The sequence below is a fragment of the Pseudomonas sp. 1928-m genome, assembly GCF_029269135.1.
GTDB lineage: Bacteria > Pseudomonadota > Gammaproteobacteria > Pseudomonadales > Pseudomonadaceae > Aquipseudomonas.
This window is the reverse complement of the sequence record NZ_JARIXO010000005.1, coordinates 107,632-131,430: the sequence shown is the minus strand read 5'-3', so window position 1 is coordinate 131,430 and position 23,799 is coordinate 107,632. Positions and strand designations below refer to the sequence as shown.

The window sequence follows — 23,799 nt, the reverse complement described above, 5'->3', positions numbered from 1 at the left end:
TGCCACGGCATAGCGGCTGGAAACCTTTACTGACGAACTTGTGAGCCATTCAATTGATCCAAGCCAACACTCACCTCGTTTGTGGTGTTTAGGCTAAAGACCCGAACAGCGCTGGAGCACATCGAATGCAAGCGCCATCTGGTCATGACTGGCACGCCCTGCCAGCGCAACAAAGCCTGCAGCACCTCAACAGCAGCGTCCAAGGCCTGGACAGTGCCGACGCCGCCCAGCGCCTGAGCGAGCACGGCCTCAACCTGCTGCCGCAACAACAGACCAGCGGGCCGTTAATGCGCTTTGCCCTGCAGTTTCACAACCTGCTGATTTACGTTCTGCTCGGCGCCTGCCTGCTCACCCTGCTGCTGGGCGAATGGCTCGACAGTGCGGTGATCTTTGCCGTGGTGCTGATCAATGCCCTGGTCGGCTTTGTTCAGGAAGGCAAAGCCCAGCACGCCATGCTGGCGATTCAGCAGATGCTCAGCCTGGAAAGCCGGGTGCGCCGCAACGGCCAGGTGCACAGCATTGCCGCCGAACAACTGGTGCCCGGCGACTGGGTGCTGCTGGAAGCCGGTGACCGCGTGCCCGCCGACCTGCGCCTGCTGGAAACTCGCGATCTGCGCATTGATGAGGCCGCACTGACCGGTGAATCCCTGCCCGTGGCTAAACACCAGGATGCCGTTGACGCCGCAACCAGCCTGGCCGACCGCCACTGCATGGCCTACTCCGGCACCCTGGTGAATGCCGGTAGCGCTGCAGGCGTGGTGGTGGCCACGGCCAAGCAGACCGAGCTGGGCAAGATCAGCCATATGCTGGAAAACGTGGTCAGCCTGCAGACCCCATTGCTGGTCGACATGGCCAAATTTGCCCGCCACCTGACCCTGGGCATTCTCGTTCTGGCGCTGCTGACCTTTGCCTTTGGCGTACTGCTGCGGGGCTACAGCGCCGAGGACATGCTGCTGGCCGCAGTCAGCCTGGCGGTGGCGGCCATTCCCGAAGGCCTGCCGGCGGTGCTGACGATCATCCTTGCCCTCGGCGTGCAGCGCATGGCCAAACGCAGGGCGATCATCCGCCATTTGCCAGCGGTGGAAAGCCTCGGCGCGGTGACGGTGATCTGCTCGGACAAGACCGGCACCCTGACGCGCAACGAGATGACCGTGCAGCAGGTGTTTACCGCCGCCCACCATTACAGCGTCGATGGCGTCGGCTATGCACCGCAAGGCAGCATTCACTGCGATGACGGCCAGCTGTGCCAGCTGGACGCCGCCGATGACCTGCGCGAGCTCGCGCGTGCCGGCCTGCTGGCCAATAATGCCAGCCTGCGCAGCGGCGAGAACGGCTGGTGCATCACTGGCGATCCCACCGAAGCCGCCCTGCTGACCCTGGCCGGCAAAGTCGGCCTGGAACTGCAGCATGAGGCGCGCAACCTGCCGCAGGTCGATGCCATCCCCTTCAGTTCCGAGCAACGCTGCACCGCCAGCCTGCACCATGACCATGCCCGCCATGGCCTGATCTATATGATCGGCGCCCCGGAACGCCTGCTCGAAGCCTGCAACCACCAATGGCGCGACGGTCACCCCGAACCGCTCGACCCACGCCACTGGCATCAGGYGTTGGACAGCGGCGCCAGCCAGGGGCTGCGCATGCTCGGCCTGGCCATTCGGCCGCTCGGYGAACCGCAGCAGAGCCTCGATTATCAGGACCTGGACGGCGATTACGTGCTGCTCGGTCTGGTCGGCATGCTCGACCCGCCCCGCGAGGAAGCCATTGCCGCCATCGCCGACTGCCACAGCGCCGGCATCGCGGTGAAGATGATTACCGGCGACCATGCCGGCACCGCCAGCGCCATTGCCCAGCGCCTCGGCCTGGGCGATGGCAAACCGCTGACCGGGGCCGAGCTCGACAGCCTCAGCGACAGCCAGCTGGATCAGTTGTTGCCCACCACCAACGTATTCGCCCGCACCAGCCCGGCGCACAAGCTACGCCTGGTTGAACGCTTGCAAGCCTGTGGCGCGCGGGTGGCCATGACCGGCGACGGCGTCAACGACGCGCCAGCGCTGAAACGTGCGGACATCGGTATCGCCATGGGCATCAAGGGCACTGAGGCGGCCAAGGAAGCGGCGCAGATGGTGCTGGCCGACGACAACTTCGCCACCATCGCCCACGCGGTCGAGGAAGGCCGCACGGTCTATGACAACCTGAAGAAGACCATCCTGTTTATCCTGCCCACCAATGGCGGTGAAGCGATGATCCTGCTGGCAGCCATCGCCCTGGGCCTGACCTTGCCCATAACTCCTTTGCAGATTCTCTGGATCAATATGATCACCGCCGTAACCCTGGCGCTGGCCCTGGCGTTTGAGCCGGCAGAAGCCGACCTGATGCGCCGCCCGCCACGCGACCCCAAGGTCAATCTGCTCAGCCGGCATCTACTCTGGCGCGTGCTGTTTATCGGCACGCTGATGACCCTGGCCAGCCTGGGCCTGTTCCTCTACACGCAGATGCTGGGATGGAGCCTTGAAAGCAGCCGCACCCTGGCGGTCAACGCGCTGGTTGCCTGCGAAATCGGCTACCTGTTCAGCAGCCGGCGCCTCGCAGGGCCGGCGAACTTCGGCCTACGCGACAACCCAATGATCTGGGGCATGATCGGCCTGTTGCTCAGCCTGCAACTGTTGCTCACCTATTGGCCGGCCATGCAGCAGGTGTTCGCCACCGCCGCCCTGCCGGCATTCGCCTGGGGTTGGTGCCTGCTGGTAGCGCTAGKGGTATGCGCCTGTGTTGAAGCGGAGAAGTGGCTGTTGCRGCGACTAAAACGCAGCCAGGAGTCACGCTAAACGCCGCCTATGTCCTTGCCTAAATGCTCTCGGCAGCCGCTCGCGGGCGCTTTTACAAGCGAAAGCGCCCCGCCATGCCCTGCAGCTCGCGGCCCAGTTCTGCCAGCTGAATGCTCGAGCTGGCGGACTCGTCCATGGCCAACGCGGACTGATCGGCAATATCGCGAATCGAGGTAACGCTGCGGCTGATTTCCTCTGCCACCGCCGTCTGCTGTTCGGCGGCAGCGGCAATCTGCTGGTTCATCTCGAAAATCTGGCTGACTGCTGCGGCGATTTCCGCCAGCGCGCCTTCGGTCTGGTTGGCATCCTCTACAGTCTGCGTCACCAGCACGCCACTCTGGTGCATGTCCGCCACGGAGCGCCGCGTACCTTCACGCAGGGTGGCGATCAGCCCCTCGATTTCCGCCGTGGACTGCTGGGTGCGCCGCGCCAGCGCGCGCACCTCATCGGCCACCACGGCAAAACCACGGCCCTGCTCGCCTGCCCTGGCGGCCTCGATGGCCGCGTTGAGTGCCAGCAGGTTGGTCTGCTCGGCCACGCTCTTGATCACATCCAGCACCGAGTCGATGCGCTGGGTGTCCTGGCTGAGGCGTTCGATACTCTGCGTGGTGGTCTGCATGGCACTGGCCAACTGGTTGATCCGCCCCAGGGTCTGCTGCACCACGGCCACGCCGCTGTTGACGCGGCGATCCGCCTGTTCGGTGGAAGACGCCGCAGCCTCGGCATTGCGCGCCACCTCATGCACGGTGGCAGTCATCTCGCTCATGGCGGTGGCGACCTGATCGGTTTCGACCTTCTGTCCATTCACTCCCAGACGCGTTTGCTCGGTACTGGCTGACAGCGACTGCGCCGACGCAGATATTTGCAGCACCCCGCCCTGCAGGCGCCCGACCATCTCGCGCAGGTTGCTGGACATGCCCTGCATGGCCGCCTGCAACTGGCCGATCTCGTCGCCACGCTGCACCTCGACCTGCACGCTGAGATCGCCGTCGGCAATGCGCCGCGCCTGCTCGATCACCTGCTTGAGCGGACGCACGATCAGCAGGGTGATGGTCAGCGTCGCCAGCAAACCAATCAGCAGCGCCAGTGCCGTGGCCAGCACAATCAACCAGGTACTGGCCTGCAATTGCCCATTCAGGCTGGCCTTCTGCCGCCCATAGGCCTGATCGACCAGGGCCAGAATGCGCTCAGCCTGCTGCACCAGGTTCTGGTATTCGCGTTTTTGCTGCTGCAGCAGCCCGGTGTATTCATTGAGTCGGTCATTGAAGGAATTGACGTTGCCGATCACCTCGGCCAGCACCGCCGCATAACCGGGGTCCTCCATGGCATCACGCAGCTCACCGGCTAGTTTCTGGGCGTCAATGGCTTCCTGAATGCTGGTCGGGGTCGCCTCGCCACTGCTGCGGCTCTGCTCCAGCAGCACACGGGCCTGATCCAGGGCACGCAACAGCAACTGATGCACTTGGCTGATCTGCCCGGCCTGCAGCACGGACTCAGCACCCTGCAGACCCTGGCTGCTTTTCAGCAGATCAACGCCGTCTTCGGCCAAACCATCCTTGAGCAGATCCAGGCTGTTGGACGCGCTCACCACCAGCCAGGTGGCGGCTTCCAACGACAGGTGCATATTGTCGCTCTGCTCGACATAGCGATCGAAGGCCGCGCGATAGGCCGTCATGGCCTCGGCCACCTGCTCCAGCCCGGCGCGCTCGGCTTGCGGTAATTGGGCCTGCAACGCGGTAGTGGCATCGAGAATCTGCTGCGCCTGTTCGTGCAGCCGGGTGGCGTGCTGCTTGTCGCTGCTGAGGACGAAATCCTGCTCGCTACGGCGGATCTGCATAACCTGGCTATTGATCGCGCTCATGCGTTCGAGCAGCGTCGAACGCGCACTGACATCGCGCAACGCCAGAAACCCGGTGGCCGCCACCAGCGCGGTGAGCGCCAGGACAATGCCAAAGCCCGAAGCCAGTTTGCTCGCCGTGCTCAAACTGGCGACCCGCCGCTGCACCACAGTCCACATAGCTCCCCCTGCCGAATGACCACAAGGCAGCCCGGCGCTGCCTGCATTCAAGGTTGGCAACATAGGAGCACAGCCGTGCTGGCGACAAGCCAGCAGGCTGGTGCGTGGTGCTAACAGCTAAACGGAGGTCGTTTTTGCGTCGATTCGTGCGCCTAGGCGTGGCCGCAGGCAGCCACGCGCATCAGCCAGGGCGGCGCATCTCGAAGGTATCGCGGGTACGGCTATAGGCCATGCCGCCCAGACGCCCAACCAGATCGAGCTTGTGCGCATCGATACGGCCCTGCTCATTGAGCACCGCATCGTCGATATGCGCCAACAGCACTTCGGCAAAGATCAGGTGGCAATTGGGCTTGTCTGCCGGGTAGGCCTGAATCTGCGCCACCCGGCACTCAAAGGCCACCGCCGCACCGGCCACCCGAGGCGGTGCGACTCGCTGCGAAGGCTGGCTGGCGATGCCACACTGCTCAAACTCGCTGATGCCGTAGGGCAGCACAGCCGCGCTGGCATTCATCGCCTCGGCCTGGGCAAAGGACACCAGCTGAATCACCAGCTCGCCGCTGGCCTGCACATTCAGCAGGGTGTCCTTGAGGCCACCATCGGCGCGGTGATTGACGTTGACCATCAGGGTCGGCGGGTCATCGCTGATCACCTGAAAGAAGCTGAACGGCGCCAGGTTGTTAACACCCTCGGCCGATTGGCTGGAGACCCAGGCAATCGGTCGTGGGGTGATGGTCGACGCCAGCCAGCGGTAGCGTTCGAGCGGTTCGAGTGCGCTGAAATCCAGTTGCATCAGCGGCCTGCTCGCGACTCACGGATATAGAAACGGGCACGCTCGGACTTCGCCGTACAGCCCTTGTAACCCTCGAACTGCTGCTGGGTTTTCGCCGCCGTCAGCAGCGACAACGCCTTGGAGTAACTCACCGTACCGGCAAAGCCCTCAGCCTTGGCCAGGTCCAGCTCGCGCCAGGCGGCGTCCAGCTGATTGGCGCAGCTGTTGCGATAAGCCGTTTTCCCCGCACAACCGCTTAGCACCAACAGCAGCATGGGCAACACGATCCACAGTTTCATCAGGTAACTCCTGCAAATAGACAGACGATTGACTCGGCAGCACAACGCATCGCCGTCAATGTTCGCGATGCATCAATACAGCCAGTAAGACGCGTAGAACAGAGAAAAGTGCCGACACTGCTGAAACCGCTCTAGCCAGCCACAGCGGGTAAACTCGAATGCGCTGGATACTAGCAAATCGCGCCTTGGCGGCGCGCGGCACGGCGCGTATGTTCGCGAGATAAATAGTGATGGGGGACGTCAGGATGAGTAAGCGCATTGCCCTGGTACTGGGCTCCGGTGGTGCGCGCGGTTATGCGCACATCGGCGTGATTGAAGAGTTGGAAGCCCGTGGTTATGAAATCGCCTGCATTGCCGGTTGTTCCATGGGCGCGGTGGTCGGCGGCATCTACGCCGCCGGCAAACTCAATGAATACCGCGAATGGACGCAGAGCCTGGATTATCTGGACGTGCTGCGCCTGCTTGATGTGAGTTTTCGCCTGGGGGCGATTCGCGGTGAAAAGGTCTTCGGCAAGATTCGCGAAATAGTCGGCGAGATCAATATCGAAGAGCTACCCATCCCCTTCACCGCCGTGGCCACCGACCTGACCAACCAGCAGGAAATCTGGTTTCAGGAAGGCTGCCTGCACCAGGCCATGCGCGCCTCGGCGGCGATTCCCAGCCTGTTTACCCCGGTGGTGCAAGGCAAGCGCATGCTGGTCGATGGCGGCCTGCTTAACCCTTTGCCCATCGTCCCGGTGGTATCCGCGCACTGCGACCTGATTATCGCGGTCAACCTCAACTCGGCCCATCAGCAGCACTACGAGCTGCCGATTATCGAACGCGCGCCGGCGCTCAAGGGCCGTTTCGACCTGCTGATGAGTTCACTCGGCTCGCGCCTGCCCTCGTTCAAACGCAAACCTGGGGAAGACGACGAACTGCTTCTGCTGGAAGACCAGAGCCATGCAGTACAACCCGAAGCCATCAACCCCTGGCAGCAGAACGCTCGCGGCAGCCTGGACAAACCCGCCGCGCCGAAATCCGCCAGCGGCTCGCGAGTCGCCGACCTCAGCGGCCCCGCCTCACTGCTGGAGCTGATCAACCAGAGCTTCGAAGTGATGCAGACCTCACTGGCGCAGTACAAGATCGCCGGCTACCCGCCGGATATCCTGATCAACGTGCCCAAGCGGGTGTGCCGTTTCTTCGAGTTCTACAAGGCGCCGGAGCTGATCATGCTCGGCCGGCAGATCGCCAGCGATACCCTGGATAAGTACGAGCGCGGTGATCGTTAGGCTTCACGCAGGCGATAGCCGACTCCCGCCTCGGTAACGATAAAACGTGGCGCGGTGGGGTCGTCGCCGAGTTTCTGCCGTAAGTGGCCGACCACCACGCGCAGATAGTGGCTGTCCTCGCCGTGGGTTGGGCCCCAGATGTCTTTGAGCAGTTGCTGTTGAGTCACCACCCGGCCGATATGCCGCGCCAGTTGCGCCAGCACCGCGTATTCCTTGCGCGTCAGGCTGATTTCCACACCATCCAGGCTGACTCGGCGATAAGCGAAATCCACTTGCAGCGGGCCGCTGCTGACCGCCGCGCTGGCCTGCTCCACACCGCCGGCCAGGCGCAGCAACACGCGCACGCGGGCGAGGAATTCCTGAATACCGAACGGTTTGGTCACGWAGTCATTGGCGCCGCCATCCAGCGCCAGGACCTTTTCACCTTCGCTGGCGCGCACTGACAGCACCAGTACCGGCACCTGCGACCAGGCGCGCAGCTCGCGCAGCACCTGTTGGCCGTCCATATCCGGCAGGCCGAGGTCGAGTACCACCAGGTCCGGTTTGCCCAGCGCGGCTTGGGCCAGACCTTCCTGCCCAGTAGCGCCTTCCAACACCTTGTAGCCCTGAGCCGTAAGGCTAATGCGCAGAAACTTGCGAATCTGTGCTTCGTCGTCGATGACCAGAATGGTCGCGGGGTTTTGGCTCATCGGCTATCCATCACTGTTCTTCTTCCATCTGCGGCTGGGCGTGCAACGGCAGGTGCAGGGTCAGGCTTGCGCCCAGGCCATCCAGCCCTTCGCCCACCGTCACTCGGCCACCATGGGCGCCGAGCATGCCCTGGCAGATCGCCAGACCCAGACCAGTGCCCTGCCCGCCGCGATCACCCCGGGCAGCGGTGTAGAACATATCGAAAATCTTCGTGCGCTCATGCTCGGGAATACCCGGCCCCTGGTCACTGACAATAAAGCGCAGTTCTTCGGCATCCGCCTCGATGGCCACACGCAAACGCCCCTGGGGCGGGGAAAAACGCGCCGCATTCTCCAGCACATTAACCAGCGCCTGTTCGATCAGCGCTGCATGCACATAGAGCAGCGGCAGCTGTTGCGGCACCTGTATTTCCAGCTGCAAGGCCGATAACACCGGGCGCAGGCGCTGGGTCGCACTGGCGACGATATCCGCCGGGGCCACCCAGTCACGCGCCAGCTTCAGCCCGCCGTGGCCCAGGCGGGTCATGTCTAGCAGGTTCTGGATATAGCGGTCGAGGCGCTCGGCCTCATCGCGGGTGCCTTCCAGCAGCTCACGGCGATCCGCCAGGGGAATCTGCTCACCCAGCGCCAGCAGGCTGTCGATCGAGCCGCGCATGGCGGTCAGCGGTGTGCGCAGATCATGGGACACCGACGCCAGCAGCGCGCTGCGCAGTTCCTCGGTCTGCCCGTGCAGGCGCGCGGCTTCCAAGTCCTCGGCCAGTTGCGCGCGCTCCAGAGCTTGGGCTAAGGGCTGACCCAACGCCGTAAGCAAGCGCCGCCGTTCGGCCGGCAAGGCCCTGCCATCCTTGGGGCTGATACCGAGCAGCAACAGCGGCCCTTCTTCACCGGACAATGGCAACCACCACCAGCGCCCGTCCGGCAAGGTGCCGGTGCCCAGCCCCGCCGGCTGATCGTGCTGCCAGGACCAGTCCGCCGCCGCTCGCTCCAGATCAGTGAGCAGGCGCTGCGCCCCCGCCTCCACCTTCCACAGCGCGTCCGGGCTACGCGACAGCAGGCTGACCTCGACGTCCTGCCACAGCCCCAGCTGCTGCATGGCGGCGGCCAATACCGCCTGGCGGTCGGTGGCCGCCGTCAGCTTACGCGACAGCTCCAGCAGTGCGCTGGTTTCTCGCTGCGTCTCACGCAAGGCCTGCAATTGCTGGCGCTGGCGGCTGGCCAGATTACCGGTCAGCCCGGCCATCAGCAGAAAGAACAACAGGGTCAGCACGTCCTGCTGACGGTCGATGGTCAGGGTCAGGGTCGGCGGAATAAACAAAAAGTTGTACGCCAGAAACGACAGCCCGGCGCACGCCATGGCCGGGCCCAGGCTGCTGCGCACCGCCACCACCAATACCGCTGCCAGCAGGATCAGCGAGATATTCGGCAACTCCAGTACACGGGATAAACCCAGCGCCACGGCCGAGGCCAGCAGCGTAGCTATTAACGCCAGCAGATAGTCACGCCAGACCACCGGCTGGCGCCGCCGCGACAGGGCCGGGGCATTGCTTGCCTCGGTATCCAGCACGCTGATTTCCAGGCCCTGCCCGCGCTGCAGCAGACGCTCAGCCAAGCCCCGACCGAGGTGCCAGATACGCCGCAGACGTTGCCGGCTGCGGCCGACCAGAATCAGGCTGGCGCGGCGTTCGCGGGCATGCTCGATCAGGGTTTTCGCCACCTCGCTGCCGCGCAGACTGACCACCTCGCCGCCCAGGCGCTCAGCCAGTTGCTGCGCGCCTTGCAGGTGGCTCAAACGGGTTTCATCGCGCTCACCGCCGGTGTCCACATAGACCACCGACCAAGGCAGATGACGGCGCTCGGCCACCCGGCAGGCATGTCGCACCAGCCGTTCGGCCTGAGCATCGCCGTCGATGCCGACCAGCAGGCGGCCACGCAGCGCAGGCGCTTGCTGACCTTGCTGGCGGTAGCGTCGACTCAGGTCCGCATCGACCCGCGCCGCAGCAGTCTGCATCGCCAGTTCGCGCAGCGCGGTGAGGTTGGTCTGGCTGAAAAATGCATCGATGGCGGCGCGCGCCTGTTCCGGCACATACACCTTGCCCTCACGCAGGCGCTCCAGCAGCTCGCGCGGCGGCAGGTCGATCAGCAGAATCTCGTCGGCTTCCTGCAACACCCAGTCCGGCAGGGTTTCACGCACCTGCACGCCGGTGATGTCGCGCACCTGATCATTCAGCGCTTCGAGGTGCTGCACGTTGACCGTGGTGTACACGTCGATGCCGGCATCCWGCAGCTCCTGCACATCCTGCCAGCGTTTGCTGTGGCGGCTGCCTGGGGCATTGCTGTGCGCCAGCTCATCGACCAGCAGCAGCTTTGGCGGCTTGGCCAGAATGCCGTCGAGGTCCATCTCGCTCAGCGCCACACCACGGTATTCCAGACGCCGCTGCGGCTGTTGCGGCAAGCCGGTAAGCATCGCCTCGGTTTCCGCGCGGCCATGGGTTTCCACCACACCCACGCGCAGGTCGACGCCCTGGCGCAATTGCGCCTGCGCCGCCTGCAACATGGCGTAGGTTTTACCTACGCCAGGTGCCGCACCGAGAAAGACCTTTAGCCGGCCACGACCCTCTCGCGGCATCTCATCGAGCAGGGCATCGGCGCGTACAGCATCACTCATGCAGGTTACTCAGCTTTGGCGGGAGGCGAATTGTCGGCCAGCGCCAGGTTAAGCGCCAGCACGTTGACCACTGCCGGGCCAACCAGTGGCTTTTCCACATGCTGCTCAATCAGCCGTTGCAGACTGGCCGCAGGAATGCCCCGCGCCGTGGCAATACGCGTTACCTGATAACTGGCGGCCTCGGGTGACAGATGCGGGTCGAGACCGCTGCCGGAGGTGGTCACCAGTTGCATGGGCACGGCGCCCTGGCCTTCAGCCTGCAAGCGCTGCGCATCTGCAGCGATCCGCTCAGCCAACGCCGGGTTGCTCGGTGCCAGGTTGCTCGCGCCACTGGCTACGGTGGCGTAATCACCGGCCGATAGGCGCGGCTGAAACCACTGTGCGCCCTCGAAGGGTTGCGCCAATAACGCGCTACCGAGCACCTCGCCTTGTTGATTGTGCAGCAGGCTGCCATTGGCCTGCGCCGGGAACGCCAGCTGCGCCACGCCGGTAACGGTCAGGGGGTAAACCACACCGGTGACCAGGGTCATAAAGGCCAGCACGCTAATGGCTGGGCGGAGTTGTTTGAGCATGATAAATCTCCAGATTCTGTGTAGCCGGATGCAACCCGGGCCCGGAGTTCATCCGGGCTACGGATTGCGCTTGGTTAAACGAGGCCGATGGCCACCAACAGCAGATCAATCAGCTTGATCCCGACAAAGGGCGCCAGCAGGCCGCCCAGGCCGTAGATCAACAGGTTGCGGCGCAGCAGGCTGGCAGCATCGGCGGCCTGCACGCGCACCCCACGCAGGGCCAGCGGAATCAGCGCGACGATGATCAGCGCGTTGAACACGATGGCCGAGAGAATCGCGCTCTGCGGGCTGTGCAGCTGCATCAGGTTGAGTGCGCCGAGCTGCGGGTAGATGCCGGCGAACAGCGCCGGGAGGATGGCGAAGTACTTGGCCACATCGTTGGCCACCGAGAAGGTGGTCAGCGCGCCGCGGGTCACCAGCAGCTCCTTGCCCACCTGCACCACGTCGAGCAGCTTGGTCGGATCACTGTCCAAGTCGACCAGATTCGCCGCCTCACGCGCGGCCTGGGTGCCGTCATTCATCGCCAGGCCCACATCGGCCTGGGCCAGGGCCGGGGCGTCGTTGGCACCGTCGCCGCACATGGCGACCATCTTGCCTTCGGCCTGCTCACTGCGGATGCGCTGCAGCTTCTTCTCCGGGGTAGCTTCGGCGATCACGTCATCGACGCCCGCTTCGGCGGCAATGGCGGCGGCGGTCAGCGGATTGTCGCCGGTCACCATCACGGTGCGGATGCCCATGGCACGCAGCTCGGCAAAACGTTCGCGAATGCCCGGTTTCACCACGTCCTTGAGGTGAATGGCGCCGAGCAACTGACCGTCACCGGCTACCAGCAAGGGTGTACCGCCGCTCTGGGCGATTTTCTCGATTTCACGGGCCAATACCGGCGGCACGTCGCTGCGCTGGATGCCCAGATACAGCAGCACCGCATCCACTGCGCCCTTGCGGTAACTGTGGCCGTTGTAGTCGGCGCCGGACAGACGCGTCTCGGCACTGAAGGCAATCGATTTGATCGCACTGCGCTCAGGCTCAACCATGGTATTCAGCGCACGCAGGTATTCGACAATCGACTTGCCTTCGGCGGTGTCATCCGCCAGAGAAGCCAGCAATGCCGCGTCGCTAAGCTGCTTGCCGGAAACCCCCGGCGCCTTGTACAGCGCGCTGCAACGGCGGTTACCGAAGGTGATGGTGCCGGTCTTGTCGAGCAGCAGCACATGCACGTCCCCCGCCGCTTCCACCGCGCGGCCGGACTTGGCGATCACATTCAGACGCACCAGGCGGTCCATGCCGGCAATACCGATGGCCGAGAGCAGGCCGCCGATGGTGGTTGGAATCAGCGTTACCAGCAGCGCCACCAGGTACACCAGCGGCAAGTCGCCGCCAGAGTAACGGGCGAACGGCTGCAGTGTGGCCACCACCAGCAGGAAGATCAGGCTCAGGCCGATCAGCAGAATATCCAGCGCCACTTCGTTAGGCGTCTTCTGCCGCTTGGCGCCTTCGACCAGGGCGATCATCCGGTCCAGAGTCGACTCGCCGGGGTTGGCGGTGATCTGCACCAGCAACCAGTCGGAAACCACCCGGGTGTTGCCGGTGACGGCCGAACGGTCACCACCGGACTCGCGGATTACCGGCGCGGATTCGCCGGTAATCGCCGCTTCGTTGACTGCGGCGATACCTTCGACGACTTCGCCGTCACCGGGGATCAGCTCGCCGGCCTCGACCCGCACGATATCGCCCCGGCGCAGGCTGCTGGCTGCCACGGTTTCGAACTGCTGACCATTCTTGCGCCGCGCATTCAGGCCCTGGCTACCGGCCTTGAGGCTGTCAGCACGGGCCTTGCCACGGCCTTCAGCCAGCGCTTCGGCGAAGTTGGCAAACAGCACGGTAAACCACAGCCACAGAGCAATCTGCACGGCCAGGCCGGTGGAGACCTGAGGGTTGGGGATAAAGCACAGCACGGTGGTCACCACAGCTGTGAGTTCAACCACCAGCATGACCGGCGAACGCAACAGCTGGCGCGGATCAAGCTTAACGAAAGCCTGGCGCAGCGCCGGCCTCCACAGTGCGGCGAGGGAGGTTTTCGGCTGTGCCTGGGCGCTGTTCAGCGCCGGGCTTTTTACTTGAGTTTGGGCATTCATCATGGTTCTCCCTTAGAAGCCCTGGAACAGAGTCAGGTGTTCGGCAATCGGGCCGAGGGCCAGTGCCGGCAGGAAGGTCAGACCGCCGATCAGCACAACGGTCAAGGTCAGCAAGGTGACAAACAGCGGGCCGTGGGTCGGGAAACTGTTGCTGCCCACCGGCGAGCGTTTCTTCGCTGCCAGGCTGCCGGCAATCGCCAGAATCGGCAGGATGTAACCGAAGCGCCCAAGCAGCATGGCCAGGCCAATCATCAGGTTGTGGTACGGGGTGCCCGCGCCAAAGCCGGCAAAGGCTGAACCGTTGTTGCCKGTACCCGAGGTGTAGGCATAGAGAACCTGGCTAAGGCCATGCGCGCCTGGGTTGGTGATGGATTCAGCAGGTCCTGGCAGAGTGGCTGCTAGGGCACCCAGAACCAGCACACCAAGCGGCATCACCAGCAAGGTGGCCACCAGCAGGCGTACTTCGCGGGCTTCAAGCTTCTTGCCGAGGTATTCCGGGGTGCGGCCGATCATCAGGCCGGCGAGGAAGACCGCGATCAGCACAAACAACAGCATGCCGTAGAGGCCAGCACCGACACCGCCGAAGATCACCTCACCAAGCATCATGTTGAACAGCGGGATCATCCCGCCCAGCGCGCTGAAGCTGTCGTGCATGGCGTTGACCGAGCCGTTGGAGGCGGCCGTGGTGGTCACCGCCCACAGCGCCGAGGCCGTGGTGCCGAAGCGGCTTTCCTTGCCTTCCAGCGAACCGCTCTGCTCAATCGGCAATGCGGCCAACGCAGGGTTCGGCTGATGCTCGGCATACAGAGTGCCGCCCAGACCGACACTGAACAAAATCAGCATGCAGGCCAGCAACGCACGGCTCTGGCGCAGGTCTTTGACGTAATGACCGAAGGTGAACAGCAGCGCAGCGGGAATCAGGATGATCGAGGCCACCTCGAACAGGTTGCTCCAGGCCGTGGGGTTCTCGAACGGATGCGCCGAGTTGACGCCGAAGAAACCGCCGCCGTTGGTGCCCAACTGCTTGATGGCAATCTGGCTGGCTGCCGGCCCAAGTGGCACAACCTGATCGGTGCCGCCGATGGTGTGCGCAGTGACGTATTCGAGGAAGGTTTGTGGCACGCCCTGCCACACCAGAAACAGCGCCAGAACCAGGCAGAACGGCAGCAGGCCGTAGAGCGTGGCACGGGTCAGATCGACCCAGAAGTTGCCGACGCTATTGCTCGAACGCCGCGCTATACCGCGGCAGAACACCACCAGCACGGCCAGGCCAACCGCCGGGCTGACGAAGTTCTGCACGCCCAGGCCAACCATCTGGCTGAAATAACTCATCTGCGCTTCGCCGCTATACGCCTGCCAGTTGGTATTGGTGACGAAACTCACGGCAGTGTTGAACGCCAGCGTCCACTCCAACCCCGGCAATTGCTGAGGGTTGAGCGGCAAACTGCCTTGCAGCATCAGGATGGCGAACAGCGTCAGCAGGCTGATCAGGGTGAAGGCCAGCAACGCCAGGCTGTAGGTTTTCCAGTCCTGCTCGCGGTTGCTATCGACACCGGCGACTCGGTAGCACAGCCGCTCGACCGGCTGCAGCACGGGGCTGAGCCAGGTTTTTTCGCCTTCCATCACGCGGTACAGGTAACGCCCGATAAAGGGCGCCGGCAGCAGAACCAGGACGAAGAACGCCAGGATCAAGGTGAAATCGTAACTGTGCATATGCGCCCCTACGCCTGATCAGCGCGCAGTAGCGCAACCAACAAATAGATGAAAAGTCCCAAGGCCAGGCCTAGGGACACCCCGTCGAGAATGCTCATGTGTTTGCTCCTTGTTACGGTGGCTACCGCTTGGGGCAAATTGTCGGCAACCAGGGCGTAAAGGAACGAGTGCGGGCGGTGCCGCCCGGCATAAAGAAAGCGTAAAGATCGCAGGCCGCGGACAAACAAAAACGGCCAGGCGCCCTGCTTTACAGGTCGTCTGGCCGTTTTTACCGCGCAGGCTACGCCGGTGGCGTAGCGCTGAAGGCTTTACTGAAGGGTACTTTCAACCTCGCTGTCGTCCAGCAGCACTTCATCGGCCGGGGCTTCATGGCCCATGCCAGCCAGACCGCCGCCGCTGCTCATGGCCAACGCCACGAACTGGTCCACGGTCATCTGCTTGCCGTTGAAGGTCACCTGGTCGTTGGCGTAGTGCAGGCTGGAGCTGATGTCCTCGCCCTGCAGCACGGCCAGCTCGCTGGCCACCGCCATACCGCTGGCCATTTCACCGACCATTGCAGCCTGCTGAGCAATCGCTTCCTTGTCCGTTTCCCCGGCCAGGGTGGCCTGCACGCCAATCACATCAGTAATCATCGCCTTGGACACCAGCAACTTGACATCCAGCTGAGCGATCAGCTGCTTGGCCAGCTCAGGCGCCGGCAAGTCAAAGGACGCCGGCTTATCCATGTCCAGACCAAAGCTGAAACTGCTCTCGCCGTTGGCKGTCTTGAACGCGAGTTTTTCCAGGGCCAGGCCCGGTTTGCCGGCCAGGAGTTTTTCCAGGTCGGTCTTGAACTGCGCGGTCTGCTCGTCGGTCAGCTGCGGCATACCGCTTTCACTGTCGACCTTGCCGCTCTGCAGCAGCGTGCCGTACAGCTCGACCATCGATTGCAGAGCCGCCGCGTCGAGGTTCTTCACGGTCCAGAGCATCTGCGAAGAGCCGATGTCGTTGCCCTGGTAGCTGATCATGCCGACGTCATAGCTGTAACGCGCCGACAGCTGCTGGTTGGCTTCGCTGGTTTCATCACGCTGGACGAAATCCTTGAACAGGATGGGCGCGCTCTCGCCAATCTGCAGCTCGATCTGCTGCAGACGCACCTCGTTCTGCCCCAGGTAAAAATCGCTGACGCCCTTGCGGGTGTTGCTGGTGAGGTTCATGCCCTTGAACTCAAGGCGCATGCTTTCATCGGTGGCCAGGGTTGAGGTGACTTTGAAGCTTTCCATCACGCCGCTGGCGCTGATTTTCTCGACATTGGCGCTGCTGTCGAAGTCGATTTCCAGGCCGCTGAAATCGATATTGGTCTGCTCATCCAGCGCCATTTGCAGCGGTTGCACACGCAGGTTGCCACTCAGCGAACGGTCATAACCGAGGCTGACCTGGCCCTGCAGCGGCGCACCGCCCTGGCTGCCGGCGAACCACTTCTCCAGCTCCGGACTGCGTTCCAGCGCATAGTTGCTGGTGGCCATAACGGGCAGCAGCTTGAGGGTTTTCAATCGCGAAAGCGGGAATGGCCCATGCTCGATGCGGTCGGTGACGAACCACTCGAAGTTGCTCGGCGATTCGCCATCCAGGCTGCCGGCAAACTGAATGCGGTAGCGCGCGTTGCTGCTGAACAGCTGACGCTCCAGGGAAACCAGCTCGATGGTGGCGCTGAGGCCCAGGGCCGGCAGGGTTTTGCCCATATCCTGGTTGGCTTGCTGAATCGAGGTTTCCAGCACCGCTGGAAGCTGCTGACCGGTATACCAGGCGCCTGCGGTGCTCAATGCGCCGAGAACGACAACTGCGCCAAGGGCGCTGCCTGCAATTTTCTTCATGGGGGGTAATCCTGCGTGTCCGTTAAAGGTGTGGGGCTTCCCTGCTACCGCCTATGCCACTGCAAAGCAGTGTTGCGGCTTGAGGCGCGGCGTTGGGCTTGCGGCCAACGCCTGGCTGCGCAAGCCGTGGAGCGGCCGCGAAGCGCAGCAAGGCTACCACCGCGGCCACAGGCGACCAAGACGCCGCCGGGGAAATTTGCCGAGAATGCCAACCGGCTCGAACTGCAGCGCGGTCTTAGCTGAGCGGCTTATCGGCCGCCTCGGTGCTTCTCGCAGCGGTGTTTACAACCGGGCTACCGACCCAGTCACTGAGCAGGCTGTAGGCCACGGCCAGTAAGGTTGGGCCGAGAAACAGCCCCATAAAACCAAACGCCAGAATGCCGCCAAACACCCCGAGCAGCACCACGATCAATGGCAAGTTGCCGCCACGGCTGATCAGGTAGGGTTTGAGGATGTTGTCGACGCCGCTGATCACCAGGAAGCCCCATATCAGCAGGAATACACCCATGCCGACTTCGCCCTGCCAGAACAGCCAGGCCACCGCCGGGCCCCAGATCAGCGGCGGAACCATGATCAAGCTAAAGCCGAAGGTCATGATGCCGAGCACCAAGGCCCCGGGGACACCGGCGATGGTGAAACCGATCCAAGCCAGAATCGCCTGCGCGGCGGCAGTACCGATCACCCCGTTGACCACCCGCTGCACGGTGCCGGCGACCAGCTCCAGATAATGCTCGGCGCGATCACCAATCAGACGCTGCAACAAGCTTTCGGCAAACGCGGCCAGACGCGGCCCGTCACGGTAGAAAAAGAACACCAGAATCAGGCTCAACGCCAGCTCCAGCATGCCACCACCGATCTGCGCACTGCGCGCCAGCAGCCAGTTGCCGACCTGCCCCAGATACGGCCGCACGGTGGCGAAAAACGCCGCGCCCTGCTGGTCAATGGTCATCCAGAAGCCCACCAGACGCTCACCAACAAATGGCACGCCGGCCAGCCAGGCGGGTGCCGGCGGCAAGCCGTCGACCTGGAAATCCTTGAGCAAGGCGGTGACATCCTTGATGTGGTCCGCCAGATTGAAGCCAAGCATCACCAACGGCACGGCCACCACCACGGTCCAGGCCAGGGTCAGCAGCCCCGCCGCCAGCGCCTGACGACCGCCCAGCAGGCGGGTCAGCACGCGCATCACCGGCCAGCTGGCAAACGACAACACTGCCGCCCAGAACAGCGCCGACCAGAACGGTGCCAACACCCACAGGCTGGCGCCCAACAGCACCAGCAGCAGTATCTGCACCAGCAAACGATCGTTATTGGCCATTCAAGCAGCTCCCTGCACAACGCAAAAAGGCTCTGCCACAAGGGACAGAGCCGGATCAATTAACAACAGAGTACCGACAGTGGCGTCTTAGCGCAGCACGTTGAGTTGCACGCCGCTCACATCTACGTCACCCAGCTCCAGGCGGCTGGCGCGCACGCGCTGCTCAACCAGCGCTTCACGCCAGGCTTCGGCTTGAGCGCCGCTGATGGTCACACGCAAAGTGCTGTCGAGCTTGAGGCTACGCGCCAGCAGCTCAACCCAGGCAGCGCTGGGTTCGACCTGCTTGGCCAGGCGCAGTTCACCGGTGCTTTTCAACTGGCGCTGCAGGGTGGCTGGGGTCGGCAACAGTTCACCCAAGGTTGCATTGGCCGTTAGCAACTCGGCATGCAGGTAGGCGCGCCTGTTGCCACGGGTGATGCTGTACAGCGCCAGCAGGCTGTCCTGGCGCGGCTCGGCCAGGCGCAGCAGCGCGTAAGTCTGCTGGTCATCCGAGCCGGTCAGGGTGGCGTTGTCGAACACCGCGTTGGCCCACAGGCTGCTTGAGCCGCACTCGCGGCCCACACACCAGTAGAGCAATTCGGCATCCTCGGCTTGCAGGGTTTCACGGGCGCTGGCGAATACCTCATTGGCCGAATGAGTACGCGGCAACTCATAGGTCACCGCAGTGACACGGCCCTGAGCTGCTACTTCGCGCTCATATCGCAGGGTGCCGCTGATGCGCCGAATCGTCCCTTGCGGGTAGATGCGCTCCTGCTCGGCAACATCCTTGAAGCTGACAATCTTGCTCCCGGCAAAGCGCGGCAGCACGTCGAGGTCCTGGCTGCCGACCACGTCGGCCCAGACAACGGAGCTGGCCAGCAGCAGGCTCAGAGCGAGGCAGTAACGATTAAGGCGGCTCATTTGATCAACATTCCTTGGGCAGCTTTAACAATTTTCTCGCTGTCTTCCTCGCGCTGCGGCACCAGCAAACCGCGCTGCACCGCAGGGCGTTCAGCCAGCTCAGCCATCCAGCGCTGCAGATGCTCAAGGCCATCAACCGAGACGCCGGCCCAGTCATGGATGCGCACCCACGGGTAGGTGGCGATATCGGCGATGCTGTAGTCATCAGCCAGGTACTGCGACTCGCCGAGGCGCGTGTCGAGCACTTCATAAAGACGGCGGGTTTCATGCTGATAACGGTCGATCGGGCCCTGCAGCTTCTCCGGGAAATAACGGAAAAACACATTGGCCTGGCCCTGCATCGGGCCGACTCCGCCCATCTGGAACATCAGCCACTGGATTACCCGCGAGCGGCCCTTGGCGTCGCTGGGCAGCAGCTGGCCGGTTTTCTCGGCGAGATACAGCAGAATGGCGCCGGATTCGAACACGGCGAAATCATCATTAGCGCGGTCGACAATCGCCGGAATACGGCCATTGGGATTGATCTTGAGAAAGGCCGCAGCCTTCTGCTCCTGCTTGTCGAAACTCAAAGCCTGCACGCTGTACGGCAGTTGCAACTCTTCCAGTGCGATGGACGCTTTATGGCCGTTAGGGGTGGCGGCGGTATACAGGTCGATCATGCGAATCTCCGTGGGTATCGCCGACACCTTTCCCCAGTTGCCTTTAGCAAGTCAAGGCGCGCCCAGGAAAGCTTTGAAACAGTCTGCTACCAAGCCCGCGCCCGCATCGTCATCCAGGTGCAGATGGTGGCCGCCAGGCAGTTGCGCCACCTCGATGGCCAGGCCTTCGACCAGCTGAGTGATACTCGGCTGCGCGAGCAGCATGCCCTGCTGCGCCATCACCAGTTTGGCCGGGCAGTGCAGGTTGCGCACAAACGCCAGCGCATGGGCCTGGGTCAGACGCAGCGGCGACGGCAGGGTCAGGCGGCTGTCGGTACGCCAGGTGTAGCCACCGGGTACTGGCATTAGGCCGCGTTGGGCGAGCAACTCGGCGGCTTCACGGCTGACTGCACCGACGCCACGCATCCGTGCTTCCACGGCGCGAGCAAACTCGGCATACACCGGCTTGCTCTTGCCGGCCAGCGCCAGCTGCGCCTTGAGCGCTTCGCCGAGTTTCTGCGGCGCCGTGTCCGGCTCACCGGTATAGGGAATCAGCCCGTCAATCAGTGCCAGGCGCTCGATACGCTCCGGCATGGCCGCCGCCAACAGCACGGAGACAATCGCGCCCATGGAATGCCCGAGCAGGGAAAAGCGCTGCCAGCCGAACTGCTCGGCGACCTGCAGCACGTCGTGGGCATAGTCCCAGATGGCGTAACTGCTGCCCGGCGGGCGGTGATCGGAATGGCCGTGGCCGGCAAAGTCCAGGGCGACGATACGCAGCCCCGGCAACAGCGGCGCCAGGCGGGAAAAGCTGGCGGCATTGTCCAGCCAGCCGTGCAGGGCAATCACCGGCACGCCGTCTTCGGGGCCATACAGGTGGGCGGCCAGCTCGATATGCGGCAGGCGCAGACGGACTTCTTCGAAATTCAGGCTCATGCGCTTTGCTCGCTTGCAGGTTGTCCGGCCCAGCGCTGGAACAGCTTTTTCAGCAGCTCGGCGGTATCTTGCGGGCGTTCCAAGGGAAACATATGGCCGCCGGGTAACGTCAGGTATTCGCCCTTCGGCACGCGTCGTACCAGATGGGCGTGGTGCGGCAGTACCACCCGGCTGTGCCGGCCACGCACCATGGCCAGCGGCACTTTCAGCTGCTGCGGCCGCCCCGGACTGGTGTGCGGCACGCTGCGGTAGATGCTGATTTCCGTGGCGGGATCAAAACGCAGGCGCAGGTTATTGCCCGCCGCTTGCAGGCCGTGTTGCACATAGGCGTCCAGGCATTCGGGATCAAAGCGGCGGAACAGGCCTTTACCGGCGAAATAGCCGCGCGCCTCGGCCAGGTCGACAAACTCCTCACGCCGACCCAGGGTGCGCCCGGCCGGGGTGATGCGGTCGATAAAGCCGAAGCGTTTGGCCGCGCGAATCACCATCTTGTCGGCCAGGGTCAGCACTGGCGAATCGAGCATCACCACGCCCAGGTACAGCTCGGGGCGCAGCAAAGCGGCGTGGTAATGCAGCACGCCGCCAAGGGAATGGCCCACACCCCATACCGGCTGCTGGTTGGCTTCAAGGTGATGGATCAGCTCATCGACCAGGTTGCTCCAGTTGTCATTCACCGGAAAACGCGGGTCATGGCCGTGCTGCTCCAGGTGCTGCACCGAATAGTCAGGCGCCAGCGCGGCAAACAGCTTGCCGTAGGTGGCCGAGGGAAAGCCGTTGGCATGGGCGAAGAACACGGACTGGGTCATGGCGGCGGGCTTATCTGGAAAGTTGCCGATGATTGTCCGGCAGCACCAGCGATGCAGCAATGACAAAACGGCCAGTGAATGACGGCACTATAGCCAAAGCTGATGGGAGGCCCGCCAGCCGGAGCGGCAATGGCGGGTTTTACGGATTAACGCAGCGCCGGGCCATTTTCACCCAACGGCACAATGGCCATGGTCAGCCGGGAAATACAGCTGGCCTTACCATCCTCGCCACTCAGGCGGATATCCCAGACGTGGGTGGTGCGCCCCAGGTGCACGGCGCGCGCGACAGCCTTGACCCGACCGCTGCGCAAACCGCGCAGGTGGTTGGCGTTCACTTCCAGGCCGACGCAGTAGAACTTGTTGCTGTCGATGCACAGATGGCTGGCGGTGGAGCCGAGGGTTTCCGCCAGTACCACTGAGGCGCCACCATGCAGCAGGCCGTAGGGTTGGTGAGTGCGCGCATCGACCACCATGCTGGCGGTCAGCGATTCGTCATCGAACGACTCGAAGCGGATATCCAGTTGCTCGCCGATGGTGTTTTTCAGAAACGCGTTGAGCTGTTCGAGATTCGGGGTTTGCTGCCAGAGGGCCATGGTCAGTCCTTTAGGGTCGATTCAGCCAGAACGTGGCCGGCACACTGCATGCCGGCCACACGCCTGATCACTCGTGCCAGAGCACCGCTTCGCTGCGAGCGGTCCACTCGTCGAAGCGTTCGCCATAGGCGCCTTCAACCACCGCGCGCTTGATCTTCAGGGTAGGCGTGAGAAAGCCGTTATCCACCGCCCACACCTCTTTGACCAGCACCAAGCGCTGCAGCCGCTCGTGCTTGTCGAGACGTTGGTTGACCTCTTCCAGGAGCTTTTTCAGGCTGTTTTCCAGCTCACCACGCGCGCCGTTGAGAGCTTCACTGCGACCTACATCAGACAGCACACACAGGGCCATGGGCTGGGCCATACCATCGCCGACCACACACACCTGCTCGATGCGCGAATGCTCACCCAGGCGGTTTTCAATTGGCGCCGGGGCGACGTACTTGCCTTTGCTGGTCTTGAAGATTTCCTTGATCCGCCCGGTCAGGCGCAGGTTACCCTCGGCATCCTGTTCACCCTTGTCGCCAGTGCGCAGGAAGCCATCGGGGGTGATGGTTTCTGCAGTCTTTTCCGGATCTTTGTAGTAACCCTGCATGGTCGCGCCGCTGCGCACTTGCACCTCGCCATCCTCAGCGATGCGCACCTCAACGCCCGGGCTGTTCTGACCGATCCAGCCCTGTTTGAATTTGCCTGGCCGGCACACATGCGAGTAACCGCAGTTCTCGGTCATGCCATACACCTCCAGCACATCCAGGCCCAGGCGCTTGTACCAGTTGAGCAGCGCTTCAGGCACCGGCGCCGCGCCGGACAGCGCATAACGCACGGCATCCAGGCCCAGGCCGACCAGCACCTTTTTGCCGACGATGCGGCCGATGATTGGCAGCTTGAGCAGGAAATCCAGTTTCTCGGCCGGCATCTTGCTGTAGACGCCCATCTGGAACTTGGTCCAGATCCGCGGCACGCCAAACATTACCGTTGGCCGCGCGCGCTTGAGGTCTTCGAGGAAAGTATCCAGGCTTTCGGCGAAGAAGATTGTCTGCCCGGCGTAGATCGACGCCAGCTCGACAAACATACGCTCGGCCACATGGCACAGCGGCAGGTAGGACAGCACCCGATCCTGCTCACAGACGCCAAACAGTTCGATGGCGTGGCTGGCGGCAAAGCCGAAGTTATTGAAGTGATGCATCACGCCTTTCGGCGTGCCGGTGGTGCCGGAGGTGTAGATGATGGTGGCGAGCTGATCGGCCGCCGCCTTGGGGTTGTCCTGAATCGGCGTGCAGGCCTGCAGGTCATCCCAGGTAAAACTGAACTCGCCCTGCGGACGCAGTGGCAGGCCGATGGTCGGCACATCCTGCGGCACACCGGGGGCCATGGCCGGCCAATCATCCAGCTTGCCGACAAACACCAGCGCCGCTTCGGAATGGCGCAGCACCTGGCCGACAGACTCGGCAGTGAGATTGGGATAGAGCGGCACCGAGACGTGCCCGGCCATCCAGATCGCCAGGTCGGTGACGATCCAGTGCGCACAGTTTTTGGAAATGATCGCAATGCGGCTGCCCTGCGGCAGTTCGCGGCTGCGCAGCCAGTTGGCCGCACGGCGCGCCTGCTCGCCGACATCGGCCCAACTCAGTTCCTGCAGCTGACCGCCCGGCAGCGGCTGCACCATGTAGCGTTTATTCGGGTGCCGAGCCTCGCGCTCATAAAACACCTCAAGCGGCAAACGGATTGCATCAGCCACAGGGCTTCCTCCTTTGTTGTTTTTGTGGAGCCAACCAAGCAATTGCTTGGTTTGACTATTCCACGCAC

General features: G+C 63.2%; 19 protein-coding genes. 2 read left to right on the top strand and 17 right to left on the bottom strand.

The genetic code is table 11. From position 1 onward, the window contains the following. Positions 1 to 125 precede the first annotated feature (125 nt). A complete protein-coding gene (locus P3C18_RS15990) occupies positions 126 to 2,825 on the top strand; it encodes a cation-transporting P-type ATPase (protein WP_275962832.1) in 2,700 nt (899 codons plus the stop codon). Positions 2,826 to 2,877: 52 nt separating this feature from the next. On the opposite strand, the gene P3C18_RS15985 is transcribed toward P3C18_RS15990, so the two are convergent. The 3 genes from P3C18_RS15985 to P3C18_RS15975 all read right to left on the bottom strand — a co-directional run bounded on the left by P3C18_RS15985 (position 2,878) and on the right by P3C18_RS15975 (position 5,910). After that, complete coding sequence (locus P3C18_RS15985) at positions 2,878 to 4,842, bottom strand: methyl-accepting chemotaxis protein (RefSeq protein ID WP_275962831.1); 1,965 nt, start codon at positions 4,840 to 4,842, stop codon at positions 2,878 to 2,880. Positions 4,843 to 5,023: 181 nt separating this feature from the next. Further along, positions 5,024 to 5,632 carry a flavin reductase family protein gene (locus tag P3C18_RS15980; protein ID WP_275962830.1) on the bottom strand — a complete coding sequence of 203 codons (609 nt, stop codon included), beginning with the start codon at positions 5,630 to 5,632 and terminating at the stop codon, positions 5,024 to 5,026. Beyond that, positions 5,632 to 5,910: a hypothetical protein gene (locus P3C18_RS15975; protein WP_090386246.1), complete on the bottom strand. Its 279-nt coding sequence runs from the start codon at positions 5,908 to 5,910 to the stop codon at positions 5,632 to 5,634. The genes P3C18_RS15980 and P3C18_RS15975 overlap by 1 nt, the downstream gene beginning before the upstream one ends. Positions 5,911 to 6,155: 245 nt before the next feature. On the opposite strand from P3C18_RS15975, the gene P3C18_RS15970 reads away from it, so the two are divergent. After that, positions 6,156 to 7,181, top strand: a complete 1,026-nt coding sequence (locus P3C18_RS15970) for a patatin-like phospholipase family protein (RefSeq protein WP_275962829.1) — start codon at positions 6,156 to 6,158, stop codon at positions 7,179 to 7,181. Here the strand turns inward: P3C18_RS15970 and P3C18_RS15965 are convergent. The 14 genes from P3C18_RS15965 to P3C18_RS15900 form a co-directional block, all read right to left on the bottom strand. Further along, the gene (locus tag P3C18_RS15965; RefSeq protein ID WP_275962828.1) at positions 7,178 to 7,870 is read right to left on the bottom strand and encodes a response regulator; all 693 of its coding nucleotides are present in this window, start codon (positions 7,868 to 7,870) and stop codon (positions 7,178 to 7,180) included. The genes P3C18_RS15970 and P3C18_RS15965 overlap by 4 nt on opposite strands. Positions 7,871 to 7,880: 10 nt before the next feature. Further along, entirely contained in the window at positions 7,881 to 10,535 is a 2,655-nt protein-coding gene (locus P3C18_RS15960) for a sensor histidine kinase KdpD (protein ID WP_275962827.1), read from the bottom strand. Positions 10,536 to 10,540: 5 nt separating this feature from the next. Beyond that, positions 10,541 to 11,107, bottom strand: a complete 567-nt coding sequence (gene kdpC / locus P3C18_RS15955) for a potassium-transporting ATPase subunit KdpC (protein ID WP_275962826.1) — start codon at positions 11,105 to 11,107, stop codon at positions 10,541 to 10,543. 74 nt (positions 11,108 to 11,181) lie between these two features. Beyond that, positions 11,182 to 13,242, bottom strand: a complete 2,061-nt coding sequence (gene kdpB, locus P3C18_RS15950) for a potassium-transporting ATPase subunit KdpB (RefSeq protein ID WP_275962825.1) — start codon at positions 13,240 to 13,242, stop codon at positions 11,182 to 11,184. A gap of 12 nt (positions 13,243 to 13,254) precedes the next feature. Next, positions 13,255 to 14,955, bottom strand: a complete 1,701-nt coding sequence (kdpA, locus tag P3C18_RS15945) for a potassium-transporting ATPase subunit KdpA (protein WP_275962824.1) — start codon at positions 14,953 to 14,955, stop codon at positions 13,255 to 13,257. Positions 14,956 to 14,963: 8 nt separating this feature from the next. Further along, on the bottom strand, positions 14,964 to 15,053 hold the full coding sequence (gene kdpF / locus P3C18_RS15940) for a K(+)-transporting ATPase subunit F (RefSeq protein ID WP_090253391.1): 90 nt from the start codon (positions 15,051 to 15,053) through the stop codon (positions 14,964 to 14,966). Positions 15,054 to 15,263: 210 nt separating this feature from the next. Beyond that, positions 15,264 to 16,808: a YdgA family protein gene (locus P3C18_RS15935; RefSeq protein WP_275962823.1), complete on the bottom strand. Its 1,545-nt coding sequence runs from the start codon at positions 16,806 to 16,808 to the stop codon at positions 15,264 to 15,266. A gap of 235 nt (positions 16,809 to 17,043) precedes the next feature. Then, entirely contained in the window at positions 17,044 to 18,123 is a 1,080-nt protein-coding gene (locus P3C18_RS15930) for an AI-2E family transporter (protein WP_275962822.1), read from the bottom strand. A gap of 87 nt (positions 18,124 to 18,210) precedes the next feature. Then, entirely contained in the window at positions 18,211 to 19,023 is an 813-nt protein-coding gene (locus P3C18_RS15925) for a DUF4892 domain-containing protein (RefSeq protein ID WP_275962821.1), read from the bottom strand. After that, a complete protein-coding gene (locus tag P3C18_RS15920; protein ID WP_275962820.1) occupies positions 19,020 to 19,682 on the bottom strand; it encodes a glutathione S-transferase N-terminal domain-containing protein in 663 nt (220 codons plus the stop codon). Before P3C18_RS15920 ends, P3C18_RS15925 begins: the two co-directional genes overlap by 4 nt. A gap of 51 nt (positions 19,683 to 19,733) precedes the next feature. Beyond that, positions 19,734 to 20,597, bottom strand: coding sequence for an alpha/beta hydrolase (locus tag P3C18_RS15915; RefSeq protein ID WP_275962819.1), 864 nt, complete (start codon positions 20,595 to 20,597; stop codon positions 19,734 to 19,736). Further along, positions 20,594 to 21,403, bottom strand: coding sequence for an alpha/beta hydrolase (locus P3C18_RS15910; RefSeq protein WP_275962818.1), 810 nt, complete (start codon positions 21,401 to 21,403; stop codon positions 20,594 to 20,596). Before P3C18_RS15910 ends, P3C18_RS15915 begins: the two co-directional genes overlap by 4 nt. Before the next feature lie 146 nt (positions 21,404 to 21,549). Further along, the gene (locus P3C18_RS15905) at positions 21,550 to 21,996 is read right to left on the bottom strand and encodes a hotdog fold thioesterase (RefSeq protein ID WP_275962817.1); all 447 of its coding nucleotides are present in this window, start codon (positions 21,994 to 21,996) and stop codon (positions 21,550 to 21,552) included. Between the two features lie 67 nt (positions 21,997 to 22,063). Further along, entirely contained in the window at positions 22,064 to 23,731 is a 1,668-nt protein-coding gene (locus P3C18_RS15900; protein ID WP_275962816.1) for an AMP-binding protein, read from the bottom strand. Between the last annotated feature and the right edge of the window lie 68 nt (positions 23,732 to 23,799).